Below are 14,118 nucleotides of genomic sequence, written 5' to 3'. Positions count from 1 at the left end.
TGCGGGCGCATGGGGAGTGAAAAGAGCTCGATCACCTACCCGCATGATGCAGGCTTCGGCGCTTGCGCTTGTATCCCCCAACCGAGGCTGCACCAACCGATCCCACCACCGCAGTAACTGCCCTCAGGCTTGCATGCCGTAAAACCTGAAATCCATCTCCGGCTTCTGGCCATGGATCAGCTCGGCAATGGCCTTGCCCGAGCCCGCACCGTGTGTCCAGCCCAAGGTGCCATGCCCTGCGTTGACCCATAGCCCGCGCACCGGGGTTTGGCCGATGAAGGGGATGTTGGTGGGAGTAGCGGGGCGCAGGCCGGTCCAGTAGTTGGGCTGGCCGCCCTGTTCTTCGGTGCGGGTGTCACAGACGCCGGGCAGCACTTCTTCAATGCGACGCGACAGCATGTGGCAGCGGGCTTGGGCTACCGGGGAGTCGAGCGATAAATCGAACCCGCCGACTTCGATGGTGCCTGCCACGCGCAGTTCATCGCCCAAGCGGCTGATGGCGATTTTCTTGGCATCGTCGATGGTGGAGACGAAGGGCGCCATTTCCGGCTTCAGGATTTTGAAGGTAGCGCTGTAGCCCTTGCCGGGGTAAATCGGCAGGTCTACACCCACCGTGCGCAACAGCGGTGCGGTGTAGGAACCCGCGGCCACCACGATGTGGTCGGCCTGAAGGGTTCGCAGCGAGCCTGCAACGTTTTCCCCCTTGGGGCCCGCAGACAGTGCGCGGACAGCTACAGATTTGATAGTGCCCAGGCTCAAATTCAGGCCGTCCACGCTGTGTTCGTACAAAAATTCCGCACCGCGTGCGATACACCGCTTGGCCAGCTCTTGGGTGAAAACGCGGCAATCGCCCGACTCGTCGCTGGGGGTGATGGTGCCGCCCACGATCTGGTGGGCAAACTGTTTGAAAGCGGGCTCAATCTTGAGCAGCTCATCTTTGCTGATGACCTGGCGGTTGACGCCGTATTTGCGCATGAGCGCGGCTGCTTCACCTGCGGTATCAAACGATTTTTGGTCGCAGTAGTAGTGGGCAATGCCACGTTCCAGACGGTTGTATTCGATGCCGGTGGTGGCCACCACGTCTTTGAGGGCCGCATGGCTGTAAGCCCCCAGGGCGACGAGCTGTTGCACATTGCGCTCAAAGGCGGTGTCGTTGCAGTTGGCCAGGAACTTCAGGCCCCAGGTGTACTGGTGCAGGCCGGCGCCAAACGGGTTTTGCGGGCGGAACAGCAGCGGGGCTTCTTTGCTCAGCATCCACTTCAGCGCCTTGAGCGGGGCTTCCTTGTTGGCCCAGGGCTCGCAGTAGCTCACCGAAATTTGCGCGCCATTGGCAAAACTGGTTTCCATGGCGGCATCAGGCTGGCGCTCCACCACGGTCACTTCGTGGCCGAGCTCCAGCAACTGCCAGGCGGTGCAAATGCCGATGGTGCCGGCGCCGAGAACAATGATTTTCATGCTGCCAGTGTCGTCCAAGCCCCTGTCTTGCAAAAGCGAAATGAAAGCGTTTGCGAAAACATTAGCAGCGCTAATAATGTGGGCCATGCGAACATTCGATACCGACGCCCTGGAATGCCTGGCTGCCATCGTGGAAGAAGGGGGCTTTGAGCGCGCAGCCGTGCGCCTGTCCATTACCCAGTCCGCCGTCTCGCAGCGCCTGCGCGCACTGGAGGCGCAGGTGGGCACCGTTTTGCTGGTGCGCAGCCGTCCGGTGAAGGCCACCACAGCGGGGCGCCTGCTGATCAAACATGCCATGCAGATGCGCCTGCTGCGCGCCGACCTGGAGAGCGATTTGCTGGAGCTGGCGCCCAGCACCGGGGCCTCGCGCGAAGACGAACGCATCTCGATTGCGGTAAACGCCGACAGCATTGCCACCTGGGCACTTTCTGCGCTGGACCCGCTGGTGCACGCCGGGCTGCCGCTGGAAATCATCACTGACGACCAGGATTTCACCCATGAATGGCTGCGCGAAGGCCAGGTGCTGGGCTGTGTGACCACGCTCAAGCAAGCGCTGCGCGGCTGCAAGGTGCTGCCGCTGGGCGCCATGCACTATGTGGCCGTGGTGAGCAAAGACTATGCGCAGACGCACTGCCCGCAGGGCCTCACGCCGCACAACTTTCGCAGCATCCCGTTTGTGGCCTTCAACCGCAAGGACGATTTGCCGTCCGAGTTTGTGGGCCGGGCGCTGAACCTGCGTCGCGTGTCCGTGAGCCAGCGTTTTGTCCCGAGCTCCGAGGGCATGGTGCGCGCAGTGCTGGCCGGTTGGGGCGCCAGTGTGGTGCCCGAGCTGCTGGTGCGCGGGCTCATTAACGAGGGGCAACTGGTGAATGTGGTGCCCACGGTGACCCTGCCGGTGAACCTGTATTGGCACTGTTGGAACCTGAACTCCGAAGTGATTGACCGCCTCACGGCAGCCCTGTCGCAGGCAGCAGAGCGCATTTTGGTAGCCAAGACTGCTTAGTCACAAATTGGGCGTTGCATCCGCAATTTGACGACCGGGAATAGAATGGCCAGTATGACCACTGTTGCGCCCGCCAAGATTTCCTTCAAACAGCAAATGTTGCAGGCGCGTGAAGACGCCATCATCCGCGCGGTGAACCTGCTTCTGGCCGAAAAAGGCTTTGAGGCGATGACCGTGGACGAAGTGGCCGCGCAGGTGGGGATTGCCAAGGCCAGCTTGTACAAACACTTTCCCAGCAAGGAAGACCTGGGGGCTGCCGCCATGGCGCACCTGATGGCCCAGGCGCAAGCCTTTCTGGACACCTTGTCAGAGGACCAAGCCCCTTTGGACAAGCTGCGGGCCGTAGTGCGCTGGACCATGGGCCTGAAGCTGGGGGGCGAAATGCCTTCGTTGCCCAGCCAGAACTCCACGTTGCGCGCCACCCTCATGGGCCACAAGGCTTACATGGATGGCCTGATGGATGTGAGCGACCGTCTGGGGGAATGGATTGTGGAGGCCCAGGCACAATGCCTGATCAATCCCAAGCTGCCGGCCATTGCCGTGCTCTACACCCTGTACGCACGCGCTTGTGACCCGGTGCTGGAGTTCCTCAAGATGGGTGGATTGCAGACCGACGAGGAAATCATCGAGTTGGTTTTGACGACCTGTTTTGAGGGGCTAAACGCGCGCTAGACCATGTGGATATTGCGCGAGCAGCTCCTGAATTGGTAGCAATTTAGCCCAGCAACTCAAACCGCCACTCCACCTGCTGCCGCAGGGTTTGGCCGGTGCTGAGCACCTGCAGGCCCGGCTGGCCTTCCGCGTGGAAGGCGTCGATCGGGTGGGTCACCGGCTCAAAACAAAAGTGCACGCCCTGCGGCGGGCGGTACAGCAGACAAAACCCGTCATTTTTTCCACGCGCCACCACAGCGGGGTCGCGCATGTGCAGGCGCAGGCCGTGTTCGGGCCAGTCGATGTGGGACTCGCCACTCCAGCCGGTGTAGGCGTTGTCGATCAGGCTGCCGCTCACGCCCATGCCTTGGCGTGGGTCCCAGCTGGGCGGAAAGTCGGAGGTGTGGGCGGTGGGCATGGGGTCGGCCCCGCTCAGCCACACACCCTGCACCGCTGCATGCAGGCGCGCATTGGGCGTGCGCAAAAACGCCGGGTGTTGGCCCAAGCCATAGGGCAGGCTGCCCTCGCCCAGGTGGGTCACTTCCAGCAACTGGTCCATGCCGTCCTCGCGCAGCACAAAGCGTTGCAAGGCGCGGTAGTGGTAGGGGGCGCCTTCAAAACACTTGGATTCGAGCGCCATCTCCAGCGTATCCAGCCGCGGCTGGCGGATGGCCCAGGGCTGCAACCAGCCGTCGCCATGGATGGGATAGGGTTCACCCACGCGGTTGGGGCGCATGGGGTGTGTCACGCCCAGGTGGGTGAAGCCACCGCTGCCAATGCGGTTGGACCAGGGCACCAGCGGGAACGAGGCCGTGGTGTAGAGGTCTGCCACGCCGCCCCACGGACGCCAGAGGTCCAGGGCACCGTGCGCCATGTCGCGTTGCCAGCTGGCAACGCTGCCGCCTAGGGTGGGCAACAGGCCCAGGCGTTGGCCACCGTGTTGGAGCCAATGGATGGTGCGGGAAGCAGTAGGTGTCATGCGGGAAAGGGAGCGGTTGGACGGGGGGCACGTGGCCAGCGGGTCCCGCATGCTAAGGACCCTGCGCATCTTTGGGAAATAGAAAGTTCGCCCTCTGACTTATTCTTTTTGCAATAGATGCTTATGGTGAATCGGGGACTAAATCAGTCGTCGGAATTAAATAGTCCTTCAAATTCAAGGTCATAGGGTAAACCTGAATCCAAAGTTCTGTATGTGAGATACGCAAATCTCTATTAGATCAATATCAATTCGCTACGTACTATCCAATCACTTCTTGGTACCGATTTCAGGGATTTCTGGTGAGGCACAAGAGGCACAGAAGCAGGCCGGACGCGGGTGGCCCTTCTGACATCCCGTGGGCCCGCATCCACTTACAAAACGAGGAGACATCAATGAAAAACAACCGCCGTACCCTGCTGGCTACCGCTGCCGCTACTTCTTTGGCCATGGCTTTGCCACTGAGCGCTTTTGCCCAGAAAAAAATCGTGATGGGCTTTAGCCAAATTGGCGCGGAGAGTGAATGGCGTACCGCCAACACCAACTCCATGAAGTCCGCCGCCGCCGCCGCTGGCATCGAACTCAAGTTCTCTGACGCGCAGCAAAAGCAGGAAAACCAGATCAAGGCCCTGCGCTCCTTCATTGCCCAAAAAGTGGACGTGATTGCACTGACGCCCGTGGTGGAGTCCGGCTGGGACACCGTGCTGAAGGAAATCAAGGATGCCAAGATCCCCCTGATCCTGATGGACCGTTCGGTGGATTCCAAAGACACCTCCCTGTACGTCACCCACATCGGCTTTGACTTTGTGAAGCAAGGCGAGATGGCAGGCCAGTGGCTGGCCGACAAAGCCAAGACCATGAAGGGCGACATCAACGTGGTCGAGCTGCAAGGTACCGTGGGTTCTGCGCCTGCCATTGACCGCAAAAAAGGCTTTGAGACTGCCATCAAGGGCAACCCCAACATCAAGATCATCCGCTCGCAAACGGGCGACTTCACCCGTGCCAAGGGCAAGGAAGTCATGGAAGCCTTCCTGAAGGCTGAGGGCAAGAAGATCAATGTTCTTTACGCACACAACGACGACATGGCCATCGGCGCCATCCAGGCCATCGAGGAAGCCGGCCTCAAGCCCGCCAAGGACATCCTGGTCATTTCCGTGGACGGTGTGAAGGGCGCGTTTGAAGCCATGATCGCCGGCAAGCTGAACGTCAGCGTGGAATGCAGCCCGCTGCTCGGCCCCCTGGTCATGGCGACTGCCAAAGACATTGTGGCTGGCAAGACCGTGGCGCGCCGCATCATCGGCAAGGATGGTGTGTACCCCATGGAAACCGCGGCCAAAGAGTTCCCCAGCCGCCAGTACTGATCACGACGACTTCTTCATTCGGTTACCAGGTCTTGGCCTGCGGCTTGCGCTGCAGGCCTTTTTTACACGACACCATGACACACACACCACCGGCCCGCGATGCCGCTGCGCCCGTGCTGGAGCTTTCCGGCGTGGCCAAGCAGTTTGGCGCCGTGCGGGCCCTCTCTGGCGTGAACCTGCGCCTGTTTCCTGGCGAAGTACACGCCCTCATGGGCCAGAACGGCGCGGGCAAGTCCACCCTCATCAAGGTCCTGACCGGCGTGTACCAAGCCGACCAGGGTGAGATGCGCCTGGCCGGCAAGCCTATCCGCGCCACCTCCACACTGGATGCGCAGCGCCTAGGCATCAGCACCGTCTACCAGGAAGTCAACCTCTGTGCCAACCTCTCTGTGGCAGAGAACATCTTTGCCGGCCGCTACCCGCGCAAGGGATGGGCCGGTGCGCGGGCCATTGACTGGCCCCGCATGCACAGCGAGGCCCGCACCTTGCTGGCGCGCCTCAATCTCGATATCGACGTCACGCAGACGCTCTCCAGCTATTCCGTGGCGGTGCAGCAGATGGTGGCCATCGCCCGTGGCCTGAGCATCTCGGCCCAAGTATTGATACTGGACGAACCTACTTCGAGCCTGGACGACGAAGAGGTGGAGCGCCTCTACGTTGTATTGCGCCAGTTGCGCGACCAGGGCATGGCGATTCTGTTCGTCACCCACTTTCTGGACCAGGTCTACGCCCTGTGCGACCGCATCACCGTGCTGCGCAATGGCGAGCTGGTGGGCGAGTACCCGGCTGCTGAGCTGGGTCACAACGCGCTGATTGCGGCCATGGTGGGCCGTGAGTTGGCCGCCGCCCAGGGTACGCAGGCTGCCGATGGCGATGCCCTGGAGTCGGAGCCTGAATGGCTGCAAACCAAGGCGCTGAACCGCCGTGGCCATGTGAAGGCCGTAGACCTCGGCATTCGCCGGGGCGAAGTGGTGGGCCTGGGCGGCCTGCTGGGCTCGGGCCGTACCGAGCTGGCACGCTTGCTGTTCGGCCTGGACCGCAGCGATGCGGGCGAGATTGTGCTGGGCGGCAAGACCGTGCGCATGGATTCACCGGCCACCGCCATCCAGATGGGGCTGGCCCTGTGCCCGGAAGACCGCAAGGCCGAGGGCATCATAGCCGAGCTCTCGGTGCGCGAAAACATTGTGCTGGCCTTGCAGGCCCGCCAAGGCCTGTGGCCCGCCATCGGCCGGGTGCAGCAGACCACGCTGGCCGAGGGCTATGTGAAAGCCCTGGGCATCAAGACCGCCGATGTGGACACCCCCATCGGCCAGCTCTCGGGCGGCAACCAGCAAAAAGCCGTGCTCGCACGTTGGCTGGCCACGCAGCCCAGCCTCTTGATATTGGACGAACCCACGCGCGGCATCGACATTGCCGCCAAGCAGGAAATCATGAACGAGATACTGGCCTTGGCCAAACAGGGGATGGCGGTGCTGTTCATCTCCTCCGAAATGGAAGAAGTGGTGCGCGTCTCCGACCGCATCGTGGTGCTGCGCGACCGGGCCAAGGTGGGCGAGCTGCCCGCTGGCACCGAAGAGCATGCGGTCTACGCCATGATTGCGGGGCAGGCATGAGCACCTCTACGACGCCTTCTTTGCTCAAGCGGGTGCAATCGCACCACCTGCTGTGGCCCGTGGTGACGCTGGTGCTGATCTTGATGGTCAATGCCAGCCTGAACCCCGGCTTCTGGATGCTGCAGTGGCGCGACGGCCACCTGTACGGCAGCATCATCGACATCCTGAACCGTGCGGCCCCGCTGATGCTGGTGTCGCTAGGCATGACGCTGGTAATTGCCACGCGCGGTATCGACATCTCGGTGGGCGCCACCGTGGCCATCAGTGCCGCCGTGGCCGCTCTGATGGTGGGCGGCAAACTGGTGATTACCGATGGCGTGGCCCAACACATCAGCCGCTTTCCCATGTGGTTGGCGATTGTGTGTGCGCTGCTTACTGCCCTGGCGTGCGGGCTGTGGAACGGGGTGCTGGTCGCCAAGATCGGCCTGCAGCCCATCATCGCCACGCTCATCCTCATGGTGGCGGGCCGGGGTGTGGCCCAGTTGCTGACCGACGGGCAAATCGTCACGGTCTATTACCCGCCGTATTTCTACATTGGCAGCGGTTACCTCTGGGGCCTGCCGTTTGCGCTCTTCATTGCGGGCTTTGTGTATCTGTTGATGCACCTTGCGGTCACGCGCACCGCGCTGGGCTTGTTCATCCAGGCCATCGGCATCAACCCCGCAGCAGCGCGGTTGGCTGGTGTGAAAGAGCGGCTCATCAGCATCTGCGTCTATGCCTTCTGCGGCCTGACGGCAGGCATTGCCGGGCTCATCATCAGCTCCAACGTCAAGAGTGCGGACGGCAACAACGCCGGTAACCTGCTGGAGCTGGACGCCATTCTGGCCGTCACCCTGGGCGGCACCTTGCTCACCGGCGGGCGCTTCAGCCTGGCGGGCAGCATGATTGGCGCGCTCATCATCCAGACGCTCACGTCCACCATCTATTCCATTGGCGTGCCGCCGGAGATCAACCTCGTGGTGAAGGCGGCGGTGGTGTTTGTGGTCATGCTGATGCAGTCTGCCGAGTTCCGCCGCGCGGTGCGCGGCTGGGTGGTGCGTCCTGCCGCAGGGAGCCACGCATGAAGCTCCAGAGCAAATACATTCCCCTGGCAGCCACCATCTCGCTGTTTGCCGCCATGTCGGTGTTCGGTGGCGTGTCCTACACCGGCTTCTTCTCGGCCCAGGTGTTTCTGAACCTGTTGATTGACAACGCCTTTCTGGTCATCGTGGCGGTGGGCATGACCTTTGTCATCCTGTCCGGCGGCATTGATTTGTCGGTGGGTTCGGTCGTGGCGCTCAGCACCATCGTGCTGGCCAAGCTGGTGCAGCACCTGCATTGGGACCTGATGGTCGCGATTCCGCTGGTGCTGGCCATGGGCACACTGTTTGGTGCCTTCATGGGCTGGTTGATCCAGCGCTTCCGGCTGCAGCCCTTCATCGTCACGCTGGCGGGCATGTTCCTGGCTCGGGGGCTGTGCTACCTCATCAGCATCGACTCCATCAGCATCACCGACGAGGCCTACACCGTGCTGGCGCAAACCCGCATCCACCTCTGGCCCGAAGGGCCCATGGTGTCGATCAGCGCGGTGCTGGCTTTGCTGGTGTTGGCGGCTGCGGTGTTTATCGCGCACTGCACTGAGTTCGGTCGCACGGTCTACGCCATTGGCGGTTCCGAGCATTCTGCCGTGCTCATGGGCCTGCCGGTGGCGCGCACCAACGTCATGGTCTATGCCTTGAGCGGCTTTTGCGCCGCGCTGGGTGGCGTGGTGTTCACTTTCTACATGTTGTCGGGCTACGGCTTGCACGCCGTGGGGCTGGAGCTGGACGCGATTGCCGCCGTGGTGATTGGTGGCACGCTGCTCAGCGGCGGCGTGGGTTATGTGGCTGGCACGCTGTTTGGCGTGCTCACGCTGGGCGTGATCCAGACCCTCATCATGTTCGACGGCTCTTTGAGCTCCTGGTGGACACGCATCGTCATTGGCGCGCTGCTCTTCGTGTTCTGCGTGCTGCAGCGGGTGTTTGAAGCCGGGCGCAAGCCAGGGGCATAGGTTTTAGGATTAAATAAGTCTCTAGCCCGCGCATGGATTGCGCGGGCAGCTCCTGAAACCATAGCAATCTGAACTGAGGCAAGACATGCAATACCGTCCCCTGGGCCGCACCGGCTGGAACATTTCAACCGTGAGCTTCGGCGCCTGGGCCATAGGCGGCACCTGGGGCGCGGTGATTGATTCCGACTCCATGGCCGCGCTGCACCGCGCGCTGGACCTGGGCGTGAACTTCTTCGACACCGCTGACGTGTACGGCGACGGCCGCAGCGAACGCCTGCTGGCCCGCCTGCGCAAGGAGCGCAGCGAACCGTTTTATGTGGCCAGCAAGGCCGGTCGCCGGCTGGACCCGCATGTGGCTGCCGGCTTCACGCGCGCCAACCTCACGGCTTTTGTGGAGCGCAGCCTCACAAACCTGAACACCGAGGCCATCGACCTGCTGCTGCTGCACTGCCCGCCCACCGAAGTGTTCTACATGCCCGAAGTGTTTGGCATCCTGGACGACCTGGTGAAAGCCGGCAAGCTGCGCCACTACGGCGTGAGCGTGGAGAAGGTGGAAGAAGCCCTCAAGGCCATCGAGTACCCCGGCGTGCAGAGTGTGCAAATCATCTACAACCTGTTCCGCCAGCGTCCAGCCGAGCTGCTGTTTGAACAAACGCAGAAGCGTGGTGTGGGCATCTTGGCGCGCCTGCCGCTGTCCAGCGGCTTGCTCAGCGGCAAGATGAGCGCGCAAAGCACCTTTGCCGCTGACGACCACCGCGGCTTCAACCGCGAAGGCGCGGCGTTTGACAAGGGCGAGACGTTTTCGGGACTGGATTTCAACGTCGGTCTGCAAGCCGTGGAGGCCATGCGCCCGCTCGTGCCTGCGGGCATGAGCATGGCGCAAATGGCCTTGCGCTGGATCCAGATGCACCCGGCCGTGACTTGCACCATCCCCGGTGGCAAGAACCCCGCGCAGGTGGCGGACAACGTGGCGGCGGCGGACTTGCCGCCTTTGAGCGATGCCACCATGCAGGCCCTGGCCGACGTGTATGCACGGTACGCCAAGCCGCTGGTGCACCAGCGCTGGTAAACGCTGCGCCTCGTCGGCGCAGCGCGGTTTTAGCGAACCAGTAGCGCGGGGACCTTGCAGTTGGCCAGCACCTGGGTGGCCACCGAGCCCATCACCAGATTGCCCAGGGCGCCGTGGCCGTGCGAGCCCAGAACCACCAGGTCGAATTTGCCGCTCTCGGCCACTTTGGCAATGCTGGTGCCTGCGGGGCCAACCTTCCACTCGGTCTTGGCGTTGATGCCGTGGCGCAGCAGGAACTTGGCCACCGGGCCCAGCACTTTTTCGGCTTCTTCGGATTGGTAGCTCTTGACGACCTCTTTGCCCACGGCGGCTTTGGCGCGTGGTGGCAAGTCGGGTTGGGCGGTGAACACGGTGTATTCGTGAGCGGGCGAGAGCAAGGCTTCATGGGTGCTCAGGTAAGCCAGCATTTTTTTGCTGTATGCGCTGCCGTCAACGGCCAACAGAATCTTCATGGAACGCTCCTCGGTAAAAGTGCCAGTGTAGTGGTGCTATTGCGCAAGTCTGTGCGCCACATCAAACTCCTTGCCTAACAAGGGGAGATGTATGCCACACCAAAACACCATGGCGCGCCGCGCCCTTTTGCAAGCCAGCGCGCTGTACTGGATCGGGAGCGGCCTGCCCGCCCGGGCGGCTGATACGGCTCAGGCGCCTGCCCTGATGCTGGCCCAAGTGCACACCAGCCGCCATCCGCTGGCAGGCCACTGGGTCAGTGAAAAGTACGATGGTGTGCGCGGATATTGGGATGGCCAGCAATTGCGCACGCGCGGTGGCCACACCATTGCGGCTCCGGCCTGGTTTACCGCGGGCTGGCCAACCCAACCCTTGGATGGCGAGTTGTGGGTGGGGCGCGGGCAGTTTGCCCAGGCGGCGGCGACGGTGCGTGACCAGCGCCCGTACGAGGCCGCCTGGCGCGCCGTGCGCTACATGGTGTTTGACTTGCCGGGCCACGGTGGCCGCTTCGATGAGCGGATTCCCGCTTTGCAGGCCGTGGTGCAGCAGATCGGCCAGCCCTGGGTGCAGGCGGTGGTGCAGACCCCGGCGACGGACGCTGTGGCCTTGCAAAGCCAGTTGGCGCGCACCGTGCGTGCGGGTGGCGAGGGCCTGATGGTGCACCAAGGCAGCGCTTTTTACACCCCCCAGCGTACCGATGCGCTGCGCAAACTCAAGCCCTACGCCGACGCTGAAGGGCGTGTGCTGGCCCAAGTGCCGGGGCAGGGCAAACATGCCGGGCGCATGGGGGCCTTGTGGCTGGAGCTGCCTGCACTGAATGGCCAACCCGCACAACGCTTCAAGCTGGGCACGGGCTTTAGCGATGCCGAGCGCGCCGCGCCACCGCCAGTGGGCAGTTGGGTGACTTACCGCTACCGTGGGCTCACGGACAAGGGCGTGCCGCGGTTCGCCAGTTTCTTGCGCGTAGCGCCTGGACCAGGCTTCTGAATCGACGGCACAGGCACAGAATAACCGTCTAAATTGCTATCAAATAGGTAGCTACTTGCGCAATATTTACGCGGGCTAGGGGTTGATTTCAATCAAAAAGTCGGCCCGGTAGCCCAGCTGTTCATTCTTGCGCGCATAGCCCAGCGGGTTGGCCACCACGCGGCACGTGCCCACACGGTAGTCGCTGGGCGCATGCAGGTGCCCATGCAGCCAGAGCTGGGCGTAGGGAAGCAGTTCGTCCAGCGCATTGCAGAAGCCCGCCGTGCCCGGCACCAAGCCGTAGCGCGGGTCCGCACTGTGCAAGCTGGGTGCAAAGTGGGTGACGACCACGGTGGGCCCGTCAAACGGCGTGGTCAGCGCCGCACGCAGCCAGGCCTGGCATTCCAGCGCCTGCACGCGCAGGCCCTCGGCCAACCAGGGCTCGCCGTGGCGCGTACTCAGCGTTTTCTTCAGGTAGTAGTTGGCGGCGCGGTAGGCTTTCTCGCGCGCCTTGAGGCGCTGGGCCTCGGGTGCGTGCATGGCCAGTGCGTCAAAGTCGGTCCACAGTGTGGTGCCCAGCAGGCGCACGCCCTGCATGACCAAGGTTTCGCGCTCCAGCCAGACAATCCCCAGTCGCGCGCAGGTGGTGCGCAGGCGTGCGTGGGCTTCGTCAAAGTCAAAGCTGTCGTACTCGTGGTTGCCGGGTACAAACACCACGGGTGTGGGCCAACCGTGTAGCGGTGAAAAGCGGCCCAGACCAAAGTCCTCGTCAGTGAGTTGCGAGCCGGTCTGGTACGAGCCCACATCGCCCGCCAGCACCAACAGGTCGGCGCCCGGCAGGGGCCGCGCCTGCCAATGCGGGTTGCCCTCCAGGTGCAGGTCGGACAGCAGCTGAATCTTCATGCGGAGAACAGGCGGTCGCCCAGCAGGGCAATCTGCTGGCGCAGCCAAGCGTGGGGCGCCGCGGCGTCCAGCCGCTGGTGCCACAGCGCATCCACTTGAATGGGGGGCACTTTGAAGGGCAGCTCGCGAATCACCAGTTGGTCGGCATAGCCGGTCACGTTGACAAAGTGGCGCGGCAGCACGGTTAGCAGGTCGGAGTGCACCACCACGCGCCCGGCGGTGAAGAATTGGTTCACGGTCAGCACCACGCGCCGCGTGCGTTTCAGGCTCACCAGCGATTCGTCAATAAAACCAAAGGCCCGGCCCGAGAAGCTCACCAGCATGTGGCTGGCCTCGCAAAAGCGGTCCAGTGTGAACTTGCCTTGGGTCATGGGGTGGTCCTTGCGCATCACGCACACATAGTCGCCCACAAACAGGCGGTGGTGGCGGAAGGACTCGGCCGCGCCGGCCTGCGCACGCGCGGTCAGGTCGGTCAGCACGGCGGGAAAGTGGCCAATCGCCAGGTCGGCGGCGCCTTCGTCCAGCACGCGGCGTGGGTCACGGGTGGTTAGCGGCACCACGCGCAGCGACACGCTAGGCGCCTCACGCGCCAGCACGTCCACCAGCGGGGGCATCAACTCGGCGGCGGTGGCGTCGGCCATGGTCAGCACAAAGGTGGTGCTGGCGGAGCCGGGGTCAAACACGCTGGGGGCCAGCGAGGTCTGCAGCTTCTGCAGGGTTTCGCGCACGGCGGGCCACAGCTCCTGCCCGCGTGGCGTGGGTTCCAGGCTTCGGCCCTTGCGCACCAACAGCTCGTCGCCCAGGGCGTCGCGCAGGCGGCGCAGGGCATTGCTGACCGCGGGCTGGGTCAGCGCCAACTGCTCGGCGGCTTTGGTCAGGCTGCGTTCGGCCATCACGGTGTCAAACACCTTGAGCAGGTTCAGGTCAAAGGTGCGCAGGTTGAGCGGCGTTGCGGGCATGGCTAATCATAACTTTGGTGAATACCAAACATCACGAAGCAAAAGTTGAGTCGCATGAGGGAAAACCCTATGATTCACCCAATTCAAAGATTTCATCCAGTGAGTTTCAACCTTTTCAAGGAGTTGACCATGACACAAGTACTCTCTTACGCTTACCTCGACGCCGCACCTGCGGTACAAACCGGTACTCCCAAAGCCGAAGGCTCCCGCACCCTGGCCGGCATGTTGTTGGCCGCCGTGCTGGCCGCCCTGTTGGTGGTGGCAGACCAGGTGATTGACACCTGGGTGGACGGCCACTTGTTGGTGGGCTGGGTGGCATTGTGGACCGTGGCCTTCGCTGCCTTGGCCCTGCTGGCACCTCCCCTGCGCAAGATGTCGTCAGCCGCCTCTGCGGTGATCATGGGCTGGGTCCGTGCTTCTCAAGAGCGCCGCATGGAAGAAAAAATGTGGGAATACGCCCACCGCGACCCCCGCATCATGGCCGAACTGCAACATGCGGTGATGCGCAGCCGTAACGAGGCCTGATCTCCTCTCGACTGAGCCAGCCCTTTGGGCGGGCGAAAAAAAGCCACCGGTTCGGTGGCTTTTTGCTTTGTGTGGCCGCAATCGGATGGTTTGCGGGCCAACGCCCGGCCTCGGCGGGATGCGCCGGGCCAGATCTTGGATGGCCCTCAAGCAGCGAG

At 62.8% G+C, this 14,118-nt stretch carries 14 protein-coding genes; 9 read left to right on the top strand and 5 right to left on the bottom strand.

Annotation, left to right across the window (positions count from 1 at the left end):
• Nucleotides 1-123: 123 nt before the first annotated feature.
• Nucleotides 124-1,455 (bottom strand): D-amino acid dehydrogenase, encoded by a 1,332-nt coding sequence (locus U5O12_RS11970; RefSeq protein WP_322577695.1) that lies wholly within the window; start codon nt 1,453-1,455, stop codon nt 124-126.
• A gap of 85 nt (nt 1,456-1,540) precedes the next feature.
• Here U5O12_RS11970 and U5O12_RS11965 point away from each other — a divergent pair, with 85 nt between their 5' ends.
• Together U5O12_RS11965 and U5O12_RS11960 are read left to right on the top strand one after the other, a co-directional pair.
• A complete protein-coding gene (locus U5O12_RS11965; protein WP_322577694.1) occupies nt 1,541-2,458 on the top strand; it encodes a LysR family transcriptional regulator ArgP in 918 nt (305 codons plus the stop codon).
• 54 nt (nt 2,459-2,512) lie between these two features.
• On the top strand, nt 2,513-3,130 hold the full coding sequence (locus tag U5O12_RS11960; RefSeq protein WP_322578855.1) for a TetR/AcrR family transcriptional regulator: 618 nt from the start codon (nt 2,513-2,515) through the stop codon (nt 3,128-3,130).
• A 43-nt stretch (nt 3,131-3,173) separates the two neighbouring features.
• On the opposite strand, the gene U5O12_RS11955 is transcribed toward U5O12_RS11960, so the two are convergent.
• Nucleotides 3,174-4,088 carry an aldose 1-epimerase gene (locus tag U5O12_RS11955; RefSeq protein WP_322578854.1) on the bottom strand — a complete coding sequence of 305 codons (915 nt, stop codon included), beginning with the start codon at nt 4,086-4,088 and terminating at the stop codon, nt 3,174-3,176.
• 392 nt (nt 4,089-4,480) lie between these two features.
• Here U5O12_RS11955 and U5O12_RS11950 point away from each other — a divergent pair, with 392 nt between their 5' ends.
• From U5O12_RS11950 to U5O12_RS11930, 5 genes are all read left to right on the top strand, one after another.
• The gene (locus tag U5O12_RS11950; RefSeq protein ID WP_322578853.1) at nt 4,481-5,446 is read left to right on the top strand and encodes an ABC transporter substrate-binding protein; all 966 of its coding nucleotides are present in this window, start codon (nt 4,481-4,483) and stop codon (nt 5,444-5,446) included.
• A gap of 74 nt (nt 5,447-5,520) precedes the next feature.
• Nucleotides 5,521-7,059, top strand: a complete 1,539-nt coding sequence (locus U5O12_RS11945; RefSeq protein WP_322578852.1) for a sugar ABC transporter ATP-binding protein — start codon at nt 5,521-5,523, stop codon at nt 7,057-7,059.
• Nucleotides 7,056-8,123: an ABC transporter permease gene (locus tag U5O12_RS11940; RefSeq protein WP_322578851.1), complete on the top strand. Its 1,068-nt coding sequence runs from the start codon at nt 7,056-7,058 to the stop codon at nt 8,121-8,123. Before U5O12_RS11945 ends, U5O12_RS11940 begins: the two co-directional genes overlap by 4 nt.
• Nucleotides 8,120-9,088 (top strand): galactofuranose ABC transporter, permease protein YjfF, encoded by a 969-nt coding sequence (gene yjfF / locus U5O12_RS11935; protein WP_322578850.1) that lies wholly within the window; start codon nt 8,120-8,122, stop codon nt 9,086-9,088. The genes U5O12_RS11940 and yjfF overlap by 4 nt, the downstream gene beginning before the upstream one ends.
• An 85-nt stretch (nt 9,089-9,173) precedes the next feature.
• Entirely contained in the window at nt 9,174-10,157 is a 984-nt protein-coding gene (locus U5O12_RS11930; protein WP_322578849.1) for an aldo/keto reductase, read from the top strand.
• Nucleotides 10,158-10,186: 29 nt separating this feature from the next.
• Here U5O12_RS11930 and U5O12_RS11925 read toward each other — a convergent pair whose 3' ends face one another.
• Nucleotides 10,187-10,609 carry a universal stress protein gene (locus U5O12_RS11925; RefSeq protein WP_322578848.1) on the bottom strand — a complete coding sequence of 141 codons (423 nt, stop codon included), beginning with the start codon at nt 10,607-10,609 and terminating at the stop codon, nt 10,187-10,189.
• 91 nt (nt 10,610-10,700) lie between these two features.
• Between U5O12_RS11925 and U5O12_RS11920 the strand changes: the two genes are divergently transcribed.
• Nucleotides 10,701-11,594 carry a DNA ligase gene (locus tag U5O12_RS11920; protein ID WP_322578847.1) on the top strand — a complete coding sequence of 298 codons (894 nt, stop codon included), beginning with the start codon at nt 10,701-10,703 and terminating at the stop codon, nt 11,592-11,594.
• Between the two features lie 75 nt (nt 11,595-11,669).
• Here U5O12_RS11920 and U5O12_RS11915 read toward each other — a convergent pair whose 3' ends face one another.
• Together U5O12_RS11915 and U5O12_RS11910 are read right to left on the bottom strand one after the other, a co-directional pair.
• Nucleotides 11,670-12,476 (bottom strand): metallophosphoesterase, encoded by an 807-nt coding sequence (locus U5O12_RS11915; RefSeq protein WP_322578846.1) that lies wholly within the window; start codon nt 12,474-12,476, stop codon nt 11,670-11,672.
• Nucleotides 12,473-13,435, bottom strand: coding sequence for a LysR family transcriptional regulator (locus U5O12_RS11910; RefSeq protein ID WP_322578845.1), 963 nt, complete (start codon nt 13,433-13,435; stop codon nt 12,473-12,475). Before U5O12_RS11910 ends, U5O12_RS11915 begins: the two co-directional genes overlap by 4 nt.
• A gap of 129 nt (nt 13,436-13,564) precedes the next feature.
• On the opposite strand from U5O12_RS11910, the gene U5O12_RS11905 reads away from it, so the two are divergent.
• The gene (locus tag U5O12_RS11905) at nt 13,565-13,960 is read left to right on the top strand and encodes a hypothetical protein (protein ID WP_322578844.1); all 396 of its coding nucleotides are present in this window, start codon (nt 13,565-13,567) and stop codon (nt 13,958-13,960) included.
• Nucleotides 13,961-14,118 lie beyond the last annotated feature (158 nt).

Origin of the sequence: Rhodoferax sp., from assembly GCF_034519335.1 — a bacterium.
Lineage (GTDB): Bacteria > Pseudomonadota > Gammaproteobacteria > Burkholderiales > Burkholderiaceae_C > Allorhodoferax.
This window is presented reverse-complemented; position numbering and strand designations above follow the sequence as displayed.